The 17,350-nt window shown below is 71.1% G+C and carries 13 protein-coding genes; 7 read left to right on the forward strand and 6 right to left on the reverse strand.

Going from position 1 to position 17,350, the window contains the following annotated elements:
- Nucleotides 1-4: 4 nt before the first annotated feature.
- From SLV14N_RS31605 to SLV14N_RS31625, 5 genes are all read left to right on the forward strand, one after another.
- The gene (locus SLV14N_RS31605; RefSeq protein ID WP_263272030.1) at nucleotides 5-1,600 is read left to right on the forward strand and encodes a sugar ABC transporter ATP-binding protein; all 1,596 of its coding nucleotides are present in this window, start codon (nucleotides 5-7) and stop codon (nucleotides 1,598-1,600) included.
- Nucleotides 1,597-2,631, forward strand: coding sequence for an ABC transporter permease (locus tag SLV14N_RS31610; protein WP_263272032.1), 1,035 nt, complete (start codon nucleotides 1,597-1,599; stop codon nucleotides 2,629-2,631). Before SLV14N_RS31605 ends, SLV14N_RS31610 begins: the two co-directional genes overlap by 4 nt.
- 9 nt (nucleotides 2,632-2,640) lie before the next feature.
- Entirely contained in the window at nucleotides 2,641-3,642 is a 1,002-nt protein-coding gene (locus SLV14N_RS31615; protein ID WP_263272034.1) for an aldo/keto reductase, read from the forward strand.
- 24 nt (nucleotides 3,643-3,666) lie between these two features.
- On the forward strand, nucleotides 3,667-4,524 hold the full coding sequence (locus SLV14N_RS31620) for an amidohydrolase (RefSeq protein ID WP_263272036.1): 858 nt from the start codon (nucleotides 3,667-3,669) through the stop codon (nucleotides 4,522-4,524).
- A gap of 228 nt (nucleotides 4,525-4,752) precedes the next feature.
- On the forward strand, nucleotides 4,753-5,553 hold the full coding sequence (locus SLV14N_RS31625; protein WP_263272038.1) for an SDR family NAD(P)-dependent oxidoreductase: 801 nt from the start codon (nucleotides 4,753-4,755) through the stop codon (nucleotides 5,551-5,553).
- Nucleotides 5,554-5,583: 30 nt separating this feature from the next.
- Here the strand turns inward: SLV14N_RS31625 and SLV14N_RS31630 are convergent, their stop codons facing one another.
- The 6 genes from SLV14N_RS31630 to SLV14N_RS31655 all read right to left on the reverse strand — a co-directional run bounded on the left by SLV14N_RS31630 (nucleotide 5,584) and on the right by SLV14N_RS31655 (nucleotide 12,554).
- Nucleotides 5,584-6,255 (reverse strand): FadR/GntR family transcriptional regulator, encoded by a 672-nt coding sequence (locus tag SLV14N_RS31630; protein ID WP_208685677.1) that lies wholly within the window; start codon nucleotides 6,253-6,255, stop codon nucleotides 5,584-5,586.
- A 59-nt stretch (nucleotides 6,256-6,314) separates the two neighbouring features.
- A complete protein-coding gene (locus tag SLV14N_RS31635) occupies nucleotides 6,315-7,355 on the reverse strand; it encodes a hypothetical protein (RefSeq protein WP_263272041.1) in 1,041 nt (346 codons plus the stop codon).
- 197 nt (nucleotides 7,356-7,552) lie between these two features.
- Nucleotides 7,553-9,157: a glycerol-3-phosphate dehydrogenase/oxidase gene (locus SLV14N_RS31640; RefSeq protein ID WP_263272043.1), complete on the reverse strand. Its 1,605-nt coding sequence runs from the start codon at nucleotides 9,155-9,157 to the stop codon at nucleotides 7,553-7,555.
- A gap of 2 nt (nucleotides 9,158-9,159) precedes the next feature.
- Complete coding sequence (gene glpK, locus SLV14N_RS31645) at nucleotides 9,160-10,722, reverse strand: glycerol kinase GlpK (RefSeq protein ID WP_208685681.1); 1,563 nt, start codon at nucleotides 10,720-10,722, stop codon at nucleotides 9,160-9,162.
- A gap of 49 nt (nucleotides 10,723-10,771) precedes the next feature.
- Nucleotides 10,772-11,560 carry an MIP/aquaporin family protein gene (locus tag SLV14N_RS31650; RefSeq protein ID WP_208685683.1) on the reverse strand — a complete coding sequence of 263 codons (789 nt, stop codon included), beginning with the start codon at nucleotides 11,558-11,560 and terminating at the stop codon, nucleotides 10,772-10,774.
- Between the two features lie 229 nt (nucleotides 11,561-11,789).
- Nucleotides 11,790-12,554: an IclR family transcriptional regulator gene (locus SLV14N_RS31655; protein ID WP_208685685.1), complete on the reverse strand. Its 765-nt coding sequence runs from the start codon at nucleotides 12,552-12,554 to the stop codon at nucleotides 11,790-11,792.
- A gap of 260 nt (nucleotides 12,555-12,814) precedes the next feature.
- On the opposite strand from SLV14N_RS31655, the gene metH reads away from it, so the two are divergent.
- Together metH and SLV14N_RS31665 are read left to right on the forward strand one after the other, a co-directional pair.
- A complete protein-coding gene (metH, locus tag SLV14N_RS31660) occupies nucleotides 12,815-16,324 on the forward strand; it encodes a methionine synthase (protein WP_263272047.1) in 3,510 nt (1,169 codons plus the stop codon).
- Nucleotides 16,325-16,567: 243 nt separating this feature from the next.
- The gene (locus tag SLV14N_RS31665) at nucleotides 16,568-17,281 is read left to right on the forward strand and encodes an HAD family phosphatase (RefSeq protein ID WP_208685687.1); all 714 of its coding nucleotides are present in this window, start codon (nucleotides 16,568-16,570) and stop codon (nucleotides 17,279-17,281) included.
- Nucleotides 17,282-17,350 lie beyond the last annotated feature (69 nt).

The raw sequence follows: 17,350 nt of genomic DNA on the forward strand, positions 1-17,350 counted from the left end.
GGCCGTGGAGACCCACGACAGGGCGGCGGCGGTGCATGCCGAGGGGATCGTCAAACGCTACGGGCCCACCGTCGCCCTCGACGGCGCCCGGCTGACCGTACGGCCCGGCGAGGCGCATGCCCTCGTCGGCCGCAACGGTGCCGGCAAATCCACCTTGGTGTCCGTGCTGACCGGCATGGAACGCCCGGACGCCGGCCGGGTCACCTTCGGCGGGGAACCGGCGCCCGGCTGGGGCGACACCGCCGCCTGGCAGCGCAGGGTCGCCTGCGTCTACCAGAAGTCGATGACCGTGCCGGAGCTGACCGTCGCGGAGAACCTCTACCTGGGCCGCTTCCAGGGCGCGCGCACCATCCGCTGGCGGGCGCTGCACACCCGCGCCCGCGAACTGCTCGCCGAGTACGGCGTCGAGGTCGACCCCGCCGCGCGGATCAGGGATCTCGGCGTCGAACAGCGGCAGTTCGTGGAGATCGCCCGCGCGCTGTCCTTCGGGGCCCGGCTGATCATTCTCGACGAGCCCACCGCCCGGCTCGACGCGGGCGGTATCGACCGGCTCTTCGCCAAGCTGCGCGGGCTGCGCGCCCAGGGCGTTGCCTTCCTGTTCATCTCGCACCATCTGCAGGAGGTCCACGAGCTCTGTGACACCGTCACCGTCTTCCGTGACGCCCGGCATGTGCTGACCGCGCCCGTCCCCGGGCTGGCCAAGGACGCGCTGGTGGCGGCGATGACGGGGGAGGAGCCGGCCGGCGTACGGCAGCCGCGGCCGGGCGTGCCCCGGACGGGCGAGCCGGTGCTGCGGACCGAAGCCCTGGCCGTGGACGGGCACTTCGCGCCGCTCGACCTGACGGTACGGGCCGGTGAAGTGGTGGGGCTCGCGGGCGCCACGGCCGGCGGGAGCACCGCGATCGGCGAGACCCTGGTGGGGCTGCGGACGCCGGACGCCGGACGGATCGCGGTACGCGGGCGCCCGGTGCGTACGGGCAGCGTCCCGCACGCCCTCGACGCGGGCATCGGCTATGTCCCCGAGGACCGGCACCGCGAGGGGCTGATCCCGCACCGCAGTGTCGCCGAGAACGCCACCCTCACCGTCACCGGCCGGCTCGGGCCGATGGGCACCGTACTGCCCTCCCGGACCCGCGCGTTCGCCCGGCGGATGATCGCGGACCTCGACATCAGGACGACCGGGCCCGGCCAGCCGGTGTCCGGCCTCTCCGGCGGCAACCAGCAGAAGGTCGTGATCGCCCGTGCGCTGGCCCGTGAGCCCGCGGTGCTGGTCGCCATCCGGCCCACCAACGGCGTCGACGTCAAGTCCAAGGACGCGCTGCTGGGCGTCGTACGGGAGGTCGCGGACGGCGGCAGCGGCGCCGTGATCGTCTCCGACGAGCTGGACGATCTACGGGTCTGCGACCGGGTGCTGGCGGTCTTCCACGGCCGGGTGACCGCCGAGTTCCCGGCCGGCTGGCGCGACCACGAACTGGTCGCCGCGATGGAGGGGATGGCCGCCGGCGGCCGCGGCCGGGACGAGCCGCCCGGCACCGGCGGGGGCCGGGACGCCGCACCGGGCTCACCGGAAAGGGACGGAACGGAAGGGACCGCGCCATGACCGAGACCGCATCGCCGCCGGCCACCGACGTGGTGGACCGGCCGCCGCCGCGCCGCCGGCCCCGGATCGAGCCGGCCCGCTGGCGGGACTTCTCCCTGGTACCGGTGATCTTCGTACTGGGCGTCATCGGCTTCATCGTGTCGCCCGCGTTCCTCACCCAGGACAACCTCATCGGCGTCATCCAGCAGTCCACCGAGCTGGGCCTGCTGGTGCTCGGCGAGGCGCTGATCCTCATCAGCGGGCGGATGGACCTGTCGCTGGAGTCGACCATCGGCCTGGCGCCGGTGCTCGCCCTGTGGCTGGTGATGCCCGCGGACGGCGCCCGCTTCGCCGGGCTGGAGCTCTTCCCCGCCTGGACGGCGATCCCGCTCTGCCTGGCCGTGGGCGCGGCGGTCGGCGCCGCCAACGGCTTCCTCATCCTCACTTTGCGGGTCAACGGCTTCATCGCCACCCTCGGCATGCTCACCATGCTCCGCGGTCTGCAAGTGGGCATCTCCGAGGGCCGGTCCATCGGCAATGTGCCGGCGTCCTTCGCCTATCTGGGCAAGGCCGACTGGCTGGGCGTACCGGCCGCCGTCTGGATCTGCCTCGCCCTCTTCGCGCTCGGCGGCGCGGCCCTCGGCTATTTGCGGCACGGGCGGGCGCTGTACGCCATCGGCGGCAACCCGGAGGCGGCCCGCGCGGCCGGGATCCGGGTGGACCGGCTCACCTGGATCGTGCTGGCCCTCGGCGGGGTGCTCGCCGCCTTTGCGGGGATCCTCTACACCGGCCACTACGGCGCGGTCTCCGCGAGCCAGGGCAACGGCTGGATCTTCCAGGTCTTCGCCGCCGCGGTGATCGGCGGGATCGGCCTCAAGGGCGGCCGGGGCACCCTCTTCGGCGCGCTCACCGGCGTCCTCACGCTCCAGCTCGTGATCAATGTGATGACGCTGGGCGGGGTGCCACCGCTGTGGACGCAGTTCCTCAACGGCATGATCATCATCGTCGCGCTGGTCATCTCCCGCTTCACCAGCGGCGAGAAGCAGGACTGAGGGCCCGCCATGCGCCATCCCCCTTGCGGACCAAGCGAGTTGGGACGTACCGGCGTCACCGTCCCGCCCCTGGGGCTGGGCTGTGCACCGCTCGGCAACCTCTACCGCGCCGTCCCGGAGGAGCAGGCCCGCGAGGTCGTCCATACCGCCCTCGCCACCGGCGCCGGCTACTTCGACACCGCACCCCACTACGGTGTGGGCCTGTCCGAGGAGCGCCTCGGCCGGGCGCTGCACGGCCACGACCGCGCGACCTACACCCTCTCCACCAAGGTCGGCCGCCGGCTGCGCCCGCTCGCCCCGGGGGAGCGGGCGGCGGGCGAGGGCTTTGTGAACACCCCCGCGCGGGCCCGCGTACGCGACCTCTCCCGCGACGGCATCCGCGCCACACTCGACGCCTCCCTGACCCGGCTCGGGGTGGACGCCGTCGACATCGTCTATCTGCACGACGTCGAGGACCAGCTGCGCGAGGTGTACGAGACGGGCTTCCCGGCCCTTGCCGAGCTGCGCGCACAGGGGGTGGTCCGGGCCATCGGGTTCGGGATGAACCACAGCGCTCCGCTGGCCCGTCTGGTCGCCGACCTCGATGCCGATGTGGTGCTCTGCGCCGGCCGCTGGACCCTGCTGGAGCGCACCGCCGTCGACGATCTGCTGCCGGTCTGCGCCCGCCGCGGCACCTCGGTGGTCGTCGGCGGCGTCTACAACTCCGGTCTGCTGGCCGACCCCTCACCCGGTGCGCCCTACAACTACGCCCCGGCCTCAGCCCCGTTGCTCCACCGCGCGCGTCAACTTGCTGCCTGCTGCGCAGAGTTCAATATCCCCCTCAAGGCGGCGGCGCTCCGCTTCCCCTTCGGACACCGTGCCGTCGCCGCTGCCGTTGTCGGCGCCGCCACACCGGAGGAGATGGCCGAGAACGCGAGGCTGTTCACCCATGAAATCCCGGACGAGCTGTGGCATACGCTCGTCGCCCGCGGCCTGCTCGACCCCGATCTGCCGCTTCCCCTGAACGACTGAGCCCGACCCCGGAGCGCGCCCCTGATGCGTATCGACGCCCATCACCACCTGTGGGACCTCAGCCGGCGGGAACAGCCCTGGATGGACGGGCCCTGGGCCGATCCGATCCGCCGCAGTTACGCGCTGTCCGGCCTCACTCCTCATCTGACCAAGCACGGCATCGACGGCACGGTCCTCGTCCAGTCGTCGTCCTCGTACGAGGAGACCGCCGAACTCCTCACCCTCGCGGCGGGGGAGGGCCCGGTCACCGGTGTCGTCGGCTGGGCCGACCTCCGTGCCCCGGCGCTCGCCGAGGTCCTCGCGGCGCTGCCCGCCGGTCTGGTCGGCATCCGCCACCAGGTGCAGGACGAACCGGACCCCGACTGGCTCACCCGGCCGGACGTGCTGCGCGGCCTGGGCGTCCTGGCCGACGCCGGGCTGGTCTACGACCTGCTGGTCACCCCGCGCGAACTGCCCGCCGCACACACCGCGGTACGCGCCCTGCCCCAGCTGTCCTTTGTGCTGGACCATGCCGCCAAACCGCCGGTCGTCACGGGGGAGTGGCAGCCGTGGGCGGACGCCGTCACCGCCCTCGCCGCGCTCCCGAACGTCAGCTGCAAGCTGTCCGGGCTGGTCACCGAGGCGGACTGGGAAGCCTGGCGGCCGCAGCAGATCCTGCCCTACGCCCGGCACGTCCTGGACGCCTTCGGCCCCGGCCGGGTGATGTTCGGCTCCGACTGGCCGGTGTGCACCCTGGCGGCCGGCTACGAGGACGTCGTGGCGCTCGCGGAGGCCGCCACCGGCCAGCTCGCGGCGGCGGAGCGGTCGGACGTCTTCGGGGGAACGGCCGGACGGGTCTACGGGGTCGGGGCGCCGCCGGCACCGGAGCCCCCCGGCCACTGATGTGCCCCCCGGCCACTGACGTGCCCCCCGGCCACTGACGTGCCCCCCGGCCACTGACGTGCCGTCCGGGCGCTGACGTGGCGTCCGGATTCCGCCAGCCACGGCCCCGGCCGCGCCGGAGGATCGAGTCGTACCGCGGGGAAGCCCCCGCGACCCGGTGACGCACCCGCGCCATCCCGTGGATTCCGCACGGCTGCGCCCGGCCACGGACGACTCGATACGAAGGTGATGACGATGACGGCGACGGTGCTGACGGCGACGACGGCGACGACGGCGGCGGGGAACGGCACCCGGCCGCTCACCGGCAAGGCGGCCCTGGTGACCGGCGGCAGCCGGGGGATCGGCCGGGCGATCGCGCTGCGGCTGGCCGCGGACGGGGCGGCGGTGGCCCTGACCTACCGGAACGGGCAGGACCGGGCCGAGCAGGTCGTCAAGGAGATCGAGCGGGCCGGCGGACAGGCCTGGGCGGTACGGGCCGACAGCGGTGACGCGGAAGCGGTGTGGGCCTCGGTGGCCGGCACCGTCGACCGCTTCGGGCGGCTGGACATTCTGGTGAACAACGCGGGAGTCGGTGTGCTCGGACCGTTCGAGGGGATCTCCCTCCACGATGTCGACCGGGTGCTGGGGACCAATGTCCGGGCGCCGTTCCTGGCGGCGCAGGCCGCGGCGGCGCATCTGACCGAGGGCGGCCGGATCATCTCCATCGGCAGCTGTATGGCCGAGCGGGTCGCCTTCCCCGGCGGCTCCCTCTACGCCACCAGCAAGGCCGCGCTCACCGGCCTGACCAAGACCCTGGCCAGGGAGCTGGGGCCGCGCGGCATCACCGCCAACCTCGTGCACCCGGGCCCCATCGACACCGATATGAACCCCGCCGACGGCGAGGGCGCGGCGATGCAGGCCGGGTTCACCGCGCTGGGGGCGTACGGCCGGGCCTCGGATGTCGCGGCGACCGTGGCCCATCTGGCGGGCGACGGCGGACGGTACATCACGGGCGCCTCGATCGCGGTGGACGGAGGATTCGCGGTCTGACCCCGGGCGCGGCGGCGGCGCCGGCCGGTCTCACAGCGAGGCGCGCAGCCACTGCTCCACGCTCGCGATGTGCACCGTCGCCCAGGAGCGCGCCGCCTCCGCGTCCCGGTCGCGCAGCGCGCCGAGGATCGCCCGGTGCTCGGTGAGGGTGCGGGCCACCGCGTCCTTCTGGGTCAGTCCCCGCCAGACCCTGGCCCGGGTGGTCGGCCCGGACAGCCCCTCCAGCAGCGAGCAGAGCACGGAGTTGCCGGACGCCGCGACGATCCCGCGGTGGAACTCCAGATCACAGGCGACCAGATCCTCGACCGAGGGGCTCGGCCCCAGCGCGTCCAACTGGGCCTCCAGGGCGTCGAGTTCCTCCAGTCCTATCCGGCCGGCCGCCATCGCCGTGGCGGCCGGCTCCAGGATCCGGCGGACGGCGAGGAACTCCAGCACCGTGTCGTCGCGGTGGAAGTCCACCACGAAACTCATGGCCTCCAGCAGGAGTTGCGGATCGAGACTGGTGACGTAGGTGCCGTCGCCCTGGCGCACGTCCAGGATGCGGATGAGGGAGAGCGCGCGCACCGCCTCGCGCAGTGAGTTGCGGGACAGTCCGAGCTCGGATGCCAGCTCGCTCTCCTTCGGCAGCCGGTCGCCCGGCCGCAGCGCCCCGGAGACGATCATGCCCTTGATCTTCTCGATGGCCTCGTCGGTGACCGCCATGCCGACCTCCCCGCTGGACCCGCCCGGATACCGTCCCAGACATCCGATGTCTCGGCTCATTATGACCGGTCACGCCGGCCCCAGCCGCTCCCGTACGCGGCCCAGTCCTCCTCCGTGGCGGCGAAGTCGACATACAGCGCCATTCCGAACCGCCGGCGGCCCGGGTCCTCACGGGTCAGCCCCAGACGTATGCCCCGGACCGCGGCCCGTACCGTCTCCGCCGAGGCGTGATGGCCGACGCTCTCGGTGTGGAAGAACGGCAGCCCCATCAGCAGATCGGTGTGCGGCCCCGTCGCCGCCAGCGCCAGCCGGGTCTGCTGCGCCACATAGCCGCCGTAGAGGCTCTCGGCCGGCAGCCAGGTGTCGTACGACATCAGCGCGATCTGGTCGACCCGGCGCGCCACCTGACCGAAGAACCGCTGGGATATCCACTTGCGGTGGCCCGTCAGCGCCCCGCTGACCGTGTGCAGTCCGGGCAGCGGATCGATCTGGTGCACGGCGACGGACAGCACCCCGCCCCGGCCGCGGACCGCGGGCCCGAGCCGGTCCAGCAGCCGCAGATAGTCGGCGTTGCCGGAGTGCAGCGGCTCCAGATCGAGATGGACCCCGGCGAACCCGGCCGCCAGCACCTGACGGGCACTCGCCACGATCGCCGCACGCGCCGAGGCGTCCGACAGCCGGAGCCCGCCCCGCTCACCCGGCTCATACACCAGCCGGTCGCCCAGCCAGGCGTGCACCCGCACCGACGGCAGCGCGCGGTGCAGCGCGGAGAGCAGCCAACGGGCCCGCGGGTAGGCCGCGCGGGCCGGCGGCAGGGTGCCGTCGTGCTCCAACGGCCCGGCGTGGACGTACAGATCACGGATGCCGGAGCCCTGGAGACGCCGGCGCAGCGCCGCGACGTCGGAGGCGTCCCGCCGGCCGTCCACCCAGGCATGACCGAGCCAGAGCGCATCGCGCCCGCGGGTCGTGGCCTGCGGAGCGGCCTCGCCCGCGTACTGGGCGCGCAGCGCCGTCCCCGCCAGTGTCACCGGCAGCACGATCAGCACGGCGACCGTCCAGGCCGCCCACTTCACCACCCGCCGCCCTCGTGGCCGCGCCATCGTCATCCCCCCGTGGAAGCGTTCCGGCCCACATCATCGCAGCCGCCACTGACAGTGACCGCCGACGGCCGCCCCGCACGGCTCCGCACCAGGAAACGGCGATGGGGCGGCCCCGTGGACCGCCCCATCGTCACGCGCTGCACGCGCCCTGGCGTGCCGTCAGCTGTTCAGCGCTTCTCAGCCGTGGTCCGCCGGCGTCACTCCGCCAGCATGTCCTTGACCTTGGTCCGGACGTCCTCCGTGTCGAGGCCCCGGATCATCAGGGTCGTACGGCGGCGCAGCACATCGTCGACCGTCTCGGCCCACTCGTGGTCGCGGGCGTAGGCGACCTGCGCCCAGATCTCCGGCGCGTCGGGGTGGATGCGCTCGGCCAGCGCCGGGTTCTCGTTCGCCAGCCGGGCGATGTCGAAGGACAGCGAGCCGTAGTGGGTGGCGAGGTGCCGCGCGGTCTCCGGGGCCATCCGCGGGCCGGGCGTACCGCCGTCGACGAGCAGCCGGTGTGCGACCGCGTTCGGGTTCGCGATACCGGGCAGCGGGAGCTTCTTCGGCAGATGCGCGATCGGCTCCATGTCCTCGGCCAGCGGGTGGCCGGGCAGCGCGGCCAGCTTGTTCATGACCGTACGGCCGATGTGGCGGAAGGTCGTCCACTTGCCGCCGGCGACCGACAGCATGCCGCCGCTGCCCTCGGTGACGACCGTCTCGCGCTTGGCCTTGGAGGTGTCGCCGGGGCCGCCGGGCAGCACCCGCAGACCCGCGAAGGAGTAGGTGATCAGATCGCGGGACAGCTGCTGGTCGCGGATGGAGAAGGCGGCCTCGTCCAGGATCTGGGCGGTGTCCTTCTCGTTGACCGCGACATCCGCCGGGTCACCCTCGAACTCCTCGTCCGTGGTGCCCAGCAGCAGCATGTCCTCCCAGGGGAGGGCGAAGGTGATGCGGTACTTGTCGATCGGGGTGGCCAGCGCGGCCTTCCAGGGCGCGGTCCGCTTCAGGACCAGGTGGGCGCCCTTCGACAGCCGGATGGAGGGGGCCGCGTTCGGGTCCTCCATCTTGCGCAGGTGGTCCACCCACGGGCCGGTGGCGTTGAGCACCAGGCGGGCGTTGACGCCGAACTCCTCGCCCTCCATCCGGTCCTTGAGCTCCGCGCCGGTGACCCGGCCCTGGGTGAAGCGCAGACCGGTGACCTCGGCGTGGTTGAGGACCGTGGCGCCGGCCGCGGCCGCCGCACGGACGGTCATCAGGGCCATCCGGGAGTCGTTCATCTGGTCGTCGCCGTACACGGCAACGGCCTTGAGGTTGTCCGTCCGCAGCTCCGGAACGTCGCGCTGCGCCTTGGCCGGGGATATGACATGGCCGACGCCGTCGCCGAACGCGGACAGCGCGGAGTAGGCGAAGACACCCGCGCCGAGCTTGGCCGCGCCGTGCGGGCCGCCCTTGTAGACGGGCAGGTAGAAGGTCAGGGGGTTGGCGAGGTGCGGTGCCACCTGGCGGGACACCGCACGCCGCTCGAAGTGGTTCTCCGCCACCAGCTTGACCGCGCCGGTCTGCAGGTAGCGCAGTCCGCCGTGCAGCAGCTTGGAGGAGGCGGAGGAGGTGGCGCCGGCGAAGTCAGCGGCGTCCACCAGGGCAACCCGCAGCCCGGCCTGTGCGGCGTGCCAGGCGGTGGAGATGCCCAGGATGCCGCCGCCGATCACCAGGAGGTCGTAAGTCGCCTTGGAAAGCTGCTCCCGGGTCTCGGCACGGCTCGCGTGCGAACCACTGGCCGGGTGCGTCCCGAGTGCCGGGACGCTCTGCAGGGTGCTCATGTTTACTCCTCGTCCTCGATCCAGCCCATGGTCCGCTCGACGGCCTTGAGCCAGCTCTTGTACTCGCGGTCACGGGTGGCCGCTTCCATCCGGGGGGTCCACTCGGCGGCCCGGCGCCAGTTGGCGCGCAGCTCGTCGGTGCTGGACCAGAAGCCGACGGCCAGTCCGGCCGCGTAGGCAGCGCCGAGGCAGGTCGTCTCGGCGACCATCGGGCGCACCACAGGGGCGTCCAGGAAGTCCGAGATGGTCTGCATCAGCAGGTTGTTGGAGGTCATACCGCCGTCGACCTTGAGCGCGGTCAGTTCGACGCCGGAGTCCTTGGTCATGGCGTCGGTGATCTCGCGGGTCTGCCAGGCGGTGGCCTCGAGCACGGCGCGCGCGATGTGCGCCTTGGTGACATAGCGGGTCAGGCCCGCGATGACACCGCGCGCGTCCGAGCGCCAGTAGGGGGCGAACAGGCCGGAGAAGGCCGGCACGAAGTACGCGCCGCCGTTGTCCTCGACCGTGCTGGCCAGGGTCTCGATCTCGGCCGCGCTGTTGATGAGCCCCATCTGGTCGCGCATCCACTGGACGAGCGAGCCGGTGACGGCGATGGAGCCTTCCAGGGCGTAGACCGGCTGCTGGTCGCCGATGCGGTAACCGACCGTGGTCAGCAGCCCGTTGTAGGAGTTGACCGGCTCGTGGCCGGTGTTCATCAGCATGAAGGTGCCGGTGCCGTACGTGGACTTGGCCTCACCCTGCTCGAAGCAGGTCTGGCCGAACAGCGCGGCCTGCTGGTCACCGAGCGCCGAGGCGACCGGCACACCGGCGAGCACCCCGCCGGCGGCGCGGCCGTAGACCTCGGAGGACGACTTGATCTCCGGCAGGACGGCCGCCGGGATCTCCATCGACGTCAGGATCTTGGGGTCCCACTCGAGACGGTGGAGGTTCATCAGCATGGTGCGCGAGGCGTTGGTGACGTCGGTGACGTGCACTCCGCCGTTGACACCGCCGGTGAGGTTCCAGATGACCCAGGAATCCATGGTGCCGAAGAGGATGTCGCCGCTCTCGGCGCGCTCGCGCAGGCCCTCGACGTTGTCGAGCAGCCAGCGGATCTTCGGGCCGGCGAAGTACGAGGCCAGCGGCAGGCCGGTCTCCCGGCGGAAGCGGTCCTGGCCGACGTTGCGGCCGAGCTCCTTGCAGAGCCCGTCGGTGCGGGTGTCCTGCCAGACGATGGCGTTGTGGACCGGCTCACCGGTGGTCCGGTCCCACAGCACGGTGGTCTCGCGCTGGTTGGTGATACCGATCGCCTTGACGTCGGCGGCGGTGAGCCCGGCCTTGTGGACGGCGCTGTCGACGACCTGCTGGACGTTGGTCCAGATCTCGGTGGCGTCGTGCTCCACCCAGCCCGGCTTCGGGAAGATCTGCTCGTGCTCCTTCTGGTCGACCGAGACGATCCGGCCGTCCTTGTCGAAGACGATGCAGCGGCTGGACGTGGTGCCCTGGTCGATGGCCGCGATGAACGGGCCATGCCCGTGGGAGGAAGCGCCGTGGCCGTGCGAGGAAGTGCTGGGGGTGTCGCTCATGGGTTGCTCCAAGAAGTCTGTGCGGGCGGAGTCGGGGCGGTCAGGCGGCTCAGGCGAACGCCACCTGGTAGATGCCCCCGGCGATGGCTCCGCCGATCAGCGGGCCGACGACCGGGATCCAGGCGTAGCCCCAGTCTGAACCGCCCTTGTTCCGCAGCGGCAGAAGTGCGTGCACGATGCGCGGACCGAGGTCACGGACCGGGTTGATGGCGTACCCGGTCGGACCGCCCAGCGACAGACCGATGCCGGTGACGACCAGCGCGACCAGCAGCGTGCCGATGACGCCGACGCCCTTGCCGTTGTCGCTCAGCCCGAGGGTGAGGATCGACAGCACGAGCACGACGGTGGCGATGATCTCGGTGAGCAGGTTCTGCGCCACGTTCCGGATCTCCGGGCCGGTGGAGAAGATGCCGAGGACCGGTCCGGCCTTCGGCGCGGCCGACTGGTCGACCAGGCCCTCCTCGCTGGTGTGGTCGGCCAGGACCTCGGGGTCACTCAGATGGGCCTGGAACTGTCCCATGTAGGTGATCCACACCAGGACCGCGCCGATCATGGCGCCGAGCATCTCGCCGGCCAGGTAGACCGGCACCTGGCTCCACTCGATACCGCCCTGAATGGCGATGCCGATCGTGACCGCAGGGTTGAGGTGTGCGCCGGACTTCGCGGCGATATAGGCACCCGTGAGGACGGCGAAGCCCCACCCGAAGGCGATGGCGACCCATCCGGCGTTGAACGCCTTGGAGCGCTTGAACGTGACGGCGGCGCAGACGCCACCGCCGAGCAACAGCAGTACAGCGGTACCGATGGTCTCGCTGATGAAGATGTCGGAGCTGGACACCCGCGACTCCTTTGTCCTTCGTCCAGGGGAAGGCGAACCCCGGGTCCCGTCCGGTGGTCCGCGCCCTCCTAGAGGGCGGTGGTCGGCCCGCGGCAATGCCCCACCATAGCGAATATTGCCGTTAGGTGTTCGACAATGCCGACCGACGAACGGCAGTTTTGTTCACCTGTAGAACCCCGTCAAGGGTTCCGTGGCGAAAAACTTAGGTGAACTTATGGTGTGAAACTGGTCAGAATCGCCCTGCACCAAGATCCCGGGACACAGCGCGTGCGCAATCCCTCACGGCGGCGATGATTTCCGGCCGCAGTTCGCCCTCCTGGCAGACCCGCTCCACCGCTCCCGTGACCCCCACCGCACCCACCGGCATCCGCCGCCGGTCATGGATCGGCGCGGCCACCGAGGCCACGCCCTCCCAGGTCTCCTCCACGTCCGCCGCCCAGCCACGCGCACGGGTCAGGTCCAGTAGCCCTTCGAGCTCCCCCAGCCCGGTCATCGTGCGCGGGGTGAACGCCTCCCGGTCCGCCTCGACGATCTCGCTGTGCGCCACCGGGTCGTACGCCGAGAGCACCTTGCCCAACGCCGTGCTGTGCAGCGGCTGCATCGCGCCCACCTCCAGCACCTGCCGGCTGTCGTCCGGCCGGAAGACGTGGTGGACGACCAGCACGCCCTGCTGGTGCAGGACGCCCAGGTAGACCGCCTCACCGCTGGAGCGGGCCAGGTCGTCGGTCCATACGAGGGCGCGGGCGCGCAGCTCGTGCACGTCCAGGTAGCTGTTGCCCAGCCGCAGCAGCTCAGCGCCCAGCTGATAGCGGCCGGAGGCGGCGTCCTGCTCGACGAAGCCCTCCTGCTGCAGGGTGCGCAGTATCCCGTGGGCGGTGCCCTTGGCCAGTCCCAGCGAGGAGGAGATGTCGGAGAGCCCCAGCCGCCGTTCCCCTCCCGCGAGCAGCCGCAGCATCGCTGCGGCGCGCTCCAGCGACTGGATGGTGCGTGCCATCGGGCAACCTCCGAAGTTTGCGGTTCGACAATGCTGAACGATATCGGTCCATGCCGACTGAAGTCAGCGATCTGTAGTTTCTTGATGAGTGCACCGGAGTCTGCCAACGATCACGGATCGTGCAGGCAGGGGGGTGGAGCGGTGCTGTCCAGGGCGTGAAACGGGGAACACGTGTACCGGACCGGCAGCTACGCTGGCCGGGTGCGCCCTCTGAAGGAGGGTGCAAAGCCGACAGCCGTCGCAACCACGGGAGCATCTCCATGGCCTCGAACACGCCATCGTCCGACAGCACGTCCCGCATCGCCTCGTTCCGTGAGGCCCTGGCCTCGCGGGTGGTGGTCGCGGACGGCGCGATGGGCACCATGCTGCAGGCGCAGGATCCGTCCATGGAGGACTTCCAGCAGCTGGAGGGCTGCAACGAGATCCTCAACATCACCCGGCCCGACATCGTGCGGTCGGTCCACGAGGAGTACTTCGCCGTCGGCGTCGACTGCGTGGAGACCAACACCTTCGGCGCGAACTTCGCCGCACTGGCCGAGTACGACATCCCCGAGCGGGTCTTCGAGCTGTCGGAGTCCGGTGCGCGCATCGCCCGGGAGGTCGCCGACGAGTTCACGGCCTCGACCGGGCAGCAGCGCTATGTGCTCGGGTCGATGGGCCCCGGCACCAAGCTCCCGACCCTGGGCCACGCCCCGTACGTCACCCTGCGCGACGCCTACCAGCAGAACGCCGAGGGCATGATCGCCGGCGGTGCGGACGCGCTGCTGGTGGAGACCACCCAGGACCTGCTGCAGACCAAGGCCGCCATCCTCGGCGCCCGCCGCGCCCTGCAGGCCACCGGCACCGACCTCCCGGTCATCTGCTCGGTCACCGTCGAGACGACCGGCACCATGCTGCTGGGCTCGGAGATCGGCGCGGCGCTGACGGCGCTGGAGCCGCTGGGCATCGACATGATCGGCCTGAACTGCGCGACCGGCCCGGCCGAGATGAGCGAGCATCTGCGCTACCTGGCCCGCCACTCCCGTGTCCCGATCGCGTGCATGCCCAACGCCGGGCTGCCGGTCCTGGGCAAGGACGGCGCGCACTACCCGCTGACCGCCGCCGAGCTGGCCGATGCGCAGGAGACCTTCGTCGGCGAGTACGGGCTGTCGCTGGTCGGCGGCTGCTGCGGCACCACCCCCGAGCATCTGCGCCAGGTCGTCGAGCGGGTCCGCGGAGTCACCCCGCCGGAGCGCCAGGTGCGCCCCGAGCCGGGTGCCGCCTCGCTCTACCAGACGGTGCCCTTCCGCCAGGACACCTCGTACCTCGCGATCGGTGAGCGGACCAACGCCAACGGGTCGAAGAAGTTCCGTGAGGCGATGCTGGAGGGGCGCTGGGACGACTGTGTGGAGATGGCCCGCGACCAGATCCGCGAGGGCGCCCACATGCTCGACCTGTGCGTCGACTACGTCGGCCGGGACGGCGTCGCGGACATGGAGGAGCTGGCCGGCCGTTTCGCCACCGCCTCCACCCTGCCCGTGGTGCTGGACTCCACGGAGCTGAACGTCATCCAGGCCGGTCTGGAGAAGCTCGGCGGCCGCGCGGTGATCAACTCCGTCAACTATGAGGACGGGGACGGGCCCGAGTCGCGGTTCGCGAAGGTCACGGCGCTGGCGGCCGAGCACGGTGCGGCGCTGATCGCGCTGACCATCGACGAGGAGGGCCAGGCCCGCACCGTCGAGCACAAGGTCGCCATCGCCGAGCGGCTGATCGACGATCTGACCGGCAACTGGGGCGTGCATGAGTGCGACATCCTCATCGACTGTCTGACCTTCACCATCTGCACCGGCCAGGAGGAGTCCCGCAAGGACGGCATCGCCACCATCGAGGCGATCCGGGAGCTGAAGAAGCGTCACCCGGACGTCCAGACCACCCTGGGCCTGTCGAACATCTCCTTCGGTCTGAACCCGGCCGCCCGGATCGTGCTGAACTCCGTGTTCCTGGACGAGTGCGTCAAGGCCGGTCTGGACTCCGCGATCGTGCACGCGAGCAAGATCCTGCCGATCGCGCGCCTGGAGGAGGAGCAGGTCAAGGCCGCCCACGACCTGATCTACGACCGGCGCAGCGAGGGCTACGACCCGCTGCAGAAGCTGATGGAGCTGTTCGAGGGCGTCAACACCAAGTCGATGAAGGCCGGCCGGGCCGAGGAGCTGCTGGCGCTGCCCCTGGACGAGCGCCTCCAGCGGCGCATCATCGACGGTGAGAAGAACGGCCTGGAGGCGGACCTCGACGAGGCGCTGAAGGAACGGCCCGCGCTCGACATCGTCAACCAGACCCTCCTGGAGGGCATGAAGGTCGTCGGTGAGCTGTTCGGATCCGGTCAGATGCAGCTGCCGTTCGTGCTGCAGTCCGCGGAGGTCATGAAGAGCGCGGTGGCCTACCTGGAGCCGCACATGGAGAAGTCCGACGACGAGGGCAAGGGCACCATCGTGCTGGCCACCGTCCGCGGCGACGTCCATGACATCGGCAAGAACCTCGTCGACATCATCCTGTCCAACAACGGCTACAACGTCGTCAACCTCGGCATCAAGCAGCCGGTCTCGGCGATCCTGGAAGCCGCCGAGGAGCACCGGGCCGATGTCATCGGGATGTCCGGACTCCTGGTCAAGTCCACGGTGATCATGAAGGAGAACCTCGAGGAGCTCAACCAGCGCAAGATGGCGGCCGACTTCCCCGTCATCCTGGGCGGCGCCGCCCTCACCCGTGCCTACGTCGAGCAGGACCTGCACGAGATCTACGAGGGCGAGGTCCGCTACGCCCGGGACGCCTTCGAGGGTCTGCGCCTGATGGACGCCCTGATCGCGGTCAAGCGCGGAGTGCCCGGCGCCAGCCTCCCCGAGCTCAAGCAGCGCCGGGTGCCCAAGCGGGACACCGCCGTGCTGGAGGTCGAGGAGCCCGAGGGCGCGGTGCGCTCCGACGTGGCCATCGACAACCCCGTCCCGGCGCCGCCGTTCTGGGGCACCCGGGTCGTCAAGGGCATCCAGCTGGCCGACTACGCCTCCTGGCTGGACGAGGGTGCGCTGTTCAAGGGCCAGTGGGGCCTCAAGCAGGCCCGCACCGGCGAGGGGCCGACGTACGAGGAGCTGGTGGAGACCGAGGGCCGCCCCCGGCTGCGCGGCTGGCTCGACAAGCTGCAGACCGAGAATCTGCTGGAAGCCGCCGTCGTGCACGGCTACTTCCCCTGTGTGTCCAAGGGCGAGGACCTGATCCTGCTGCACGAGGACGGCACCGAGCGCACCCGCTTCACCTTCCCCCGTCAGCGCCGCGGCCGGCGGCTGTGCCTGGCCGACTACTTCCGCCCGGAGGAGTCCGGCGAGACCGATGTCGTCGGGCTGCAGGTCGTCACCGTCGGCTCGAAGATCGGCGGCGCCACCGCCGAGCTCTTCGAGGCCAACTCCTACCGCGACTACCTCGAACTGCACGGTCTGTCCGTCCAGTTGGCCGAGGCGCTCGCCGAGTACTGGCACGCCCGGGTCCGCGCCGAGCTGGGCTTCGCCGGCGAGGACCCCGACGATGTCGAGGACATGTTCGCGCTCAAGTACCGTGGCGCGCGCTTCTCGCTGGGCTACGGTGCCTGCCCGGACCTGGAGGACCGCGCCAAGATCGCCGACCTGCTGCAGCCGGAGCGGATCGGGGTCGAGCTCTCCGAGGAGTTCCAGCTCCACCCCGAGCAGTCCACCGACGCCATCGTCATCCACCACCCGGAAGCCAAGTACTTCAACGCGCGGTAGCGGGCGGAAGCCCGCCGGAGCCCCCGTGTTGCCTCCGGTCACGGCAGCAACACGGGGTAACTCTGCGTGGGCATGCCAGGGCCGTCCCGGGGTTCCCCCGGAACGGCCCTGACCTGTATCACCACGCATTCCGGCGCGTACCGTCGTACACTTATCGGTCCGGTGGCGGCCGGTCGTTTCCCCAGCCGGGGATGGCGGCCGGCCCTTTCGTCCCTTGGGGGACGTCGTAACGGAGGTGGATGGATGACCAGCAGCATCCCCGCAGTCGGCACCCGCACGGCCGAAGCCGCGACCCTCCAGGCCGTCTTCCTCGACCTGGACGGCACCCTGGTCGACACCGAGGGCTTCTGGTGGGAGGCGGAGGCGGAGGTCTTCGCCGAGCTCGGGCACATCCTCGACGACGCACACCGTGAGGTCGTGGTCGGTGGTCCGATGACCCGCAGCGCCGGCTATCTGATTCAGGCCACCGGCGTCGACATCAGCCTGCCCGAGCTCAGCGTGCTGCTCAATGCGGCCTTCCTGGCCCGGATCGGACGCGGCGTCCCGCTGATGCCGGGCGCCCGCAGGCTGCTGGCCGAGCTGGCCGCCCACGGCGTGCCCACCGCGCTGGTCTCCGCCTCGCACCGCGCCATCGTCGACCAGATGCTGCACTCACTCGGCCCGGACAATTTCCGGCTGACCCTGGCGGGCGACGACCTGGAGCGCACCAAACCGCACCCCGACCCGTATCTGACGGCCGCCGCGCGGCTGGGGGCGGACCCGGAGTGCTGTGCGGTCATCGAGGACACCCTGACCGGTGTGACGGCGGGGGAGGCGGCGGGCTGCCCGGTCGTCGCGGTGCCCTCGGTGACGCCGATCCCGCCGGCCCTGGGGCGTACGGTCGTGCGCTCGCTGGAAGAAGTCGATCTGCCATTTCTCCGTACGCTCATCACGGAAAGCCGTGGAACCGTGCACTGAGCGTGCTCCGGGAAAGGCGCCGGGAACCGAGGGGAGCGGCCCGCTCATTTTCCGTGACGAATGCACTGA

Source organism: Streptomyces sp. Je 1-4 4N24 (assembly GCF_026239515.1).
Classification (GTDB): Bacteria; Actinomycetota; Actinomycetes; order Streptomycetales; family Streptomycetaceae; genus Streptomyces; species Streptomyces nigrescens.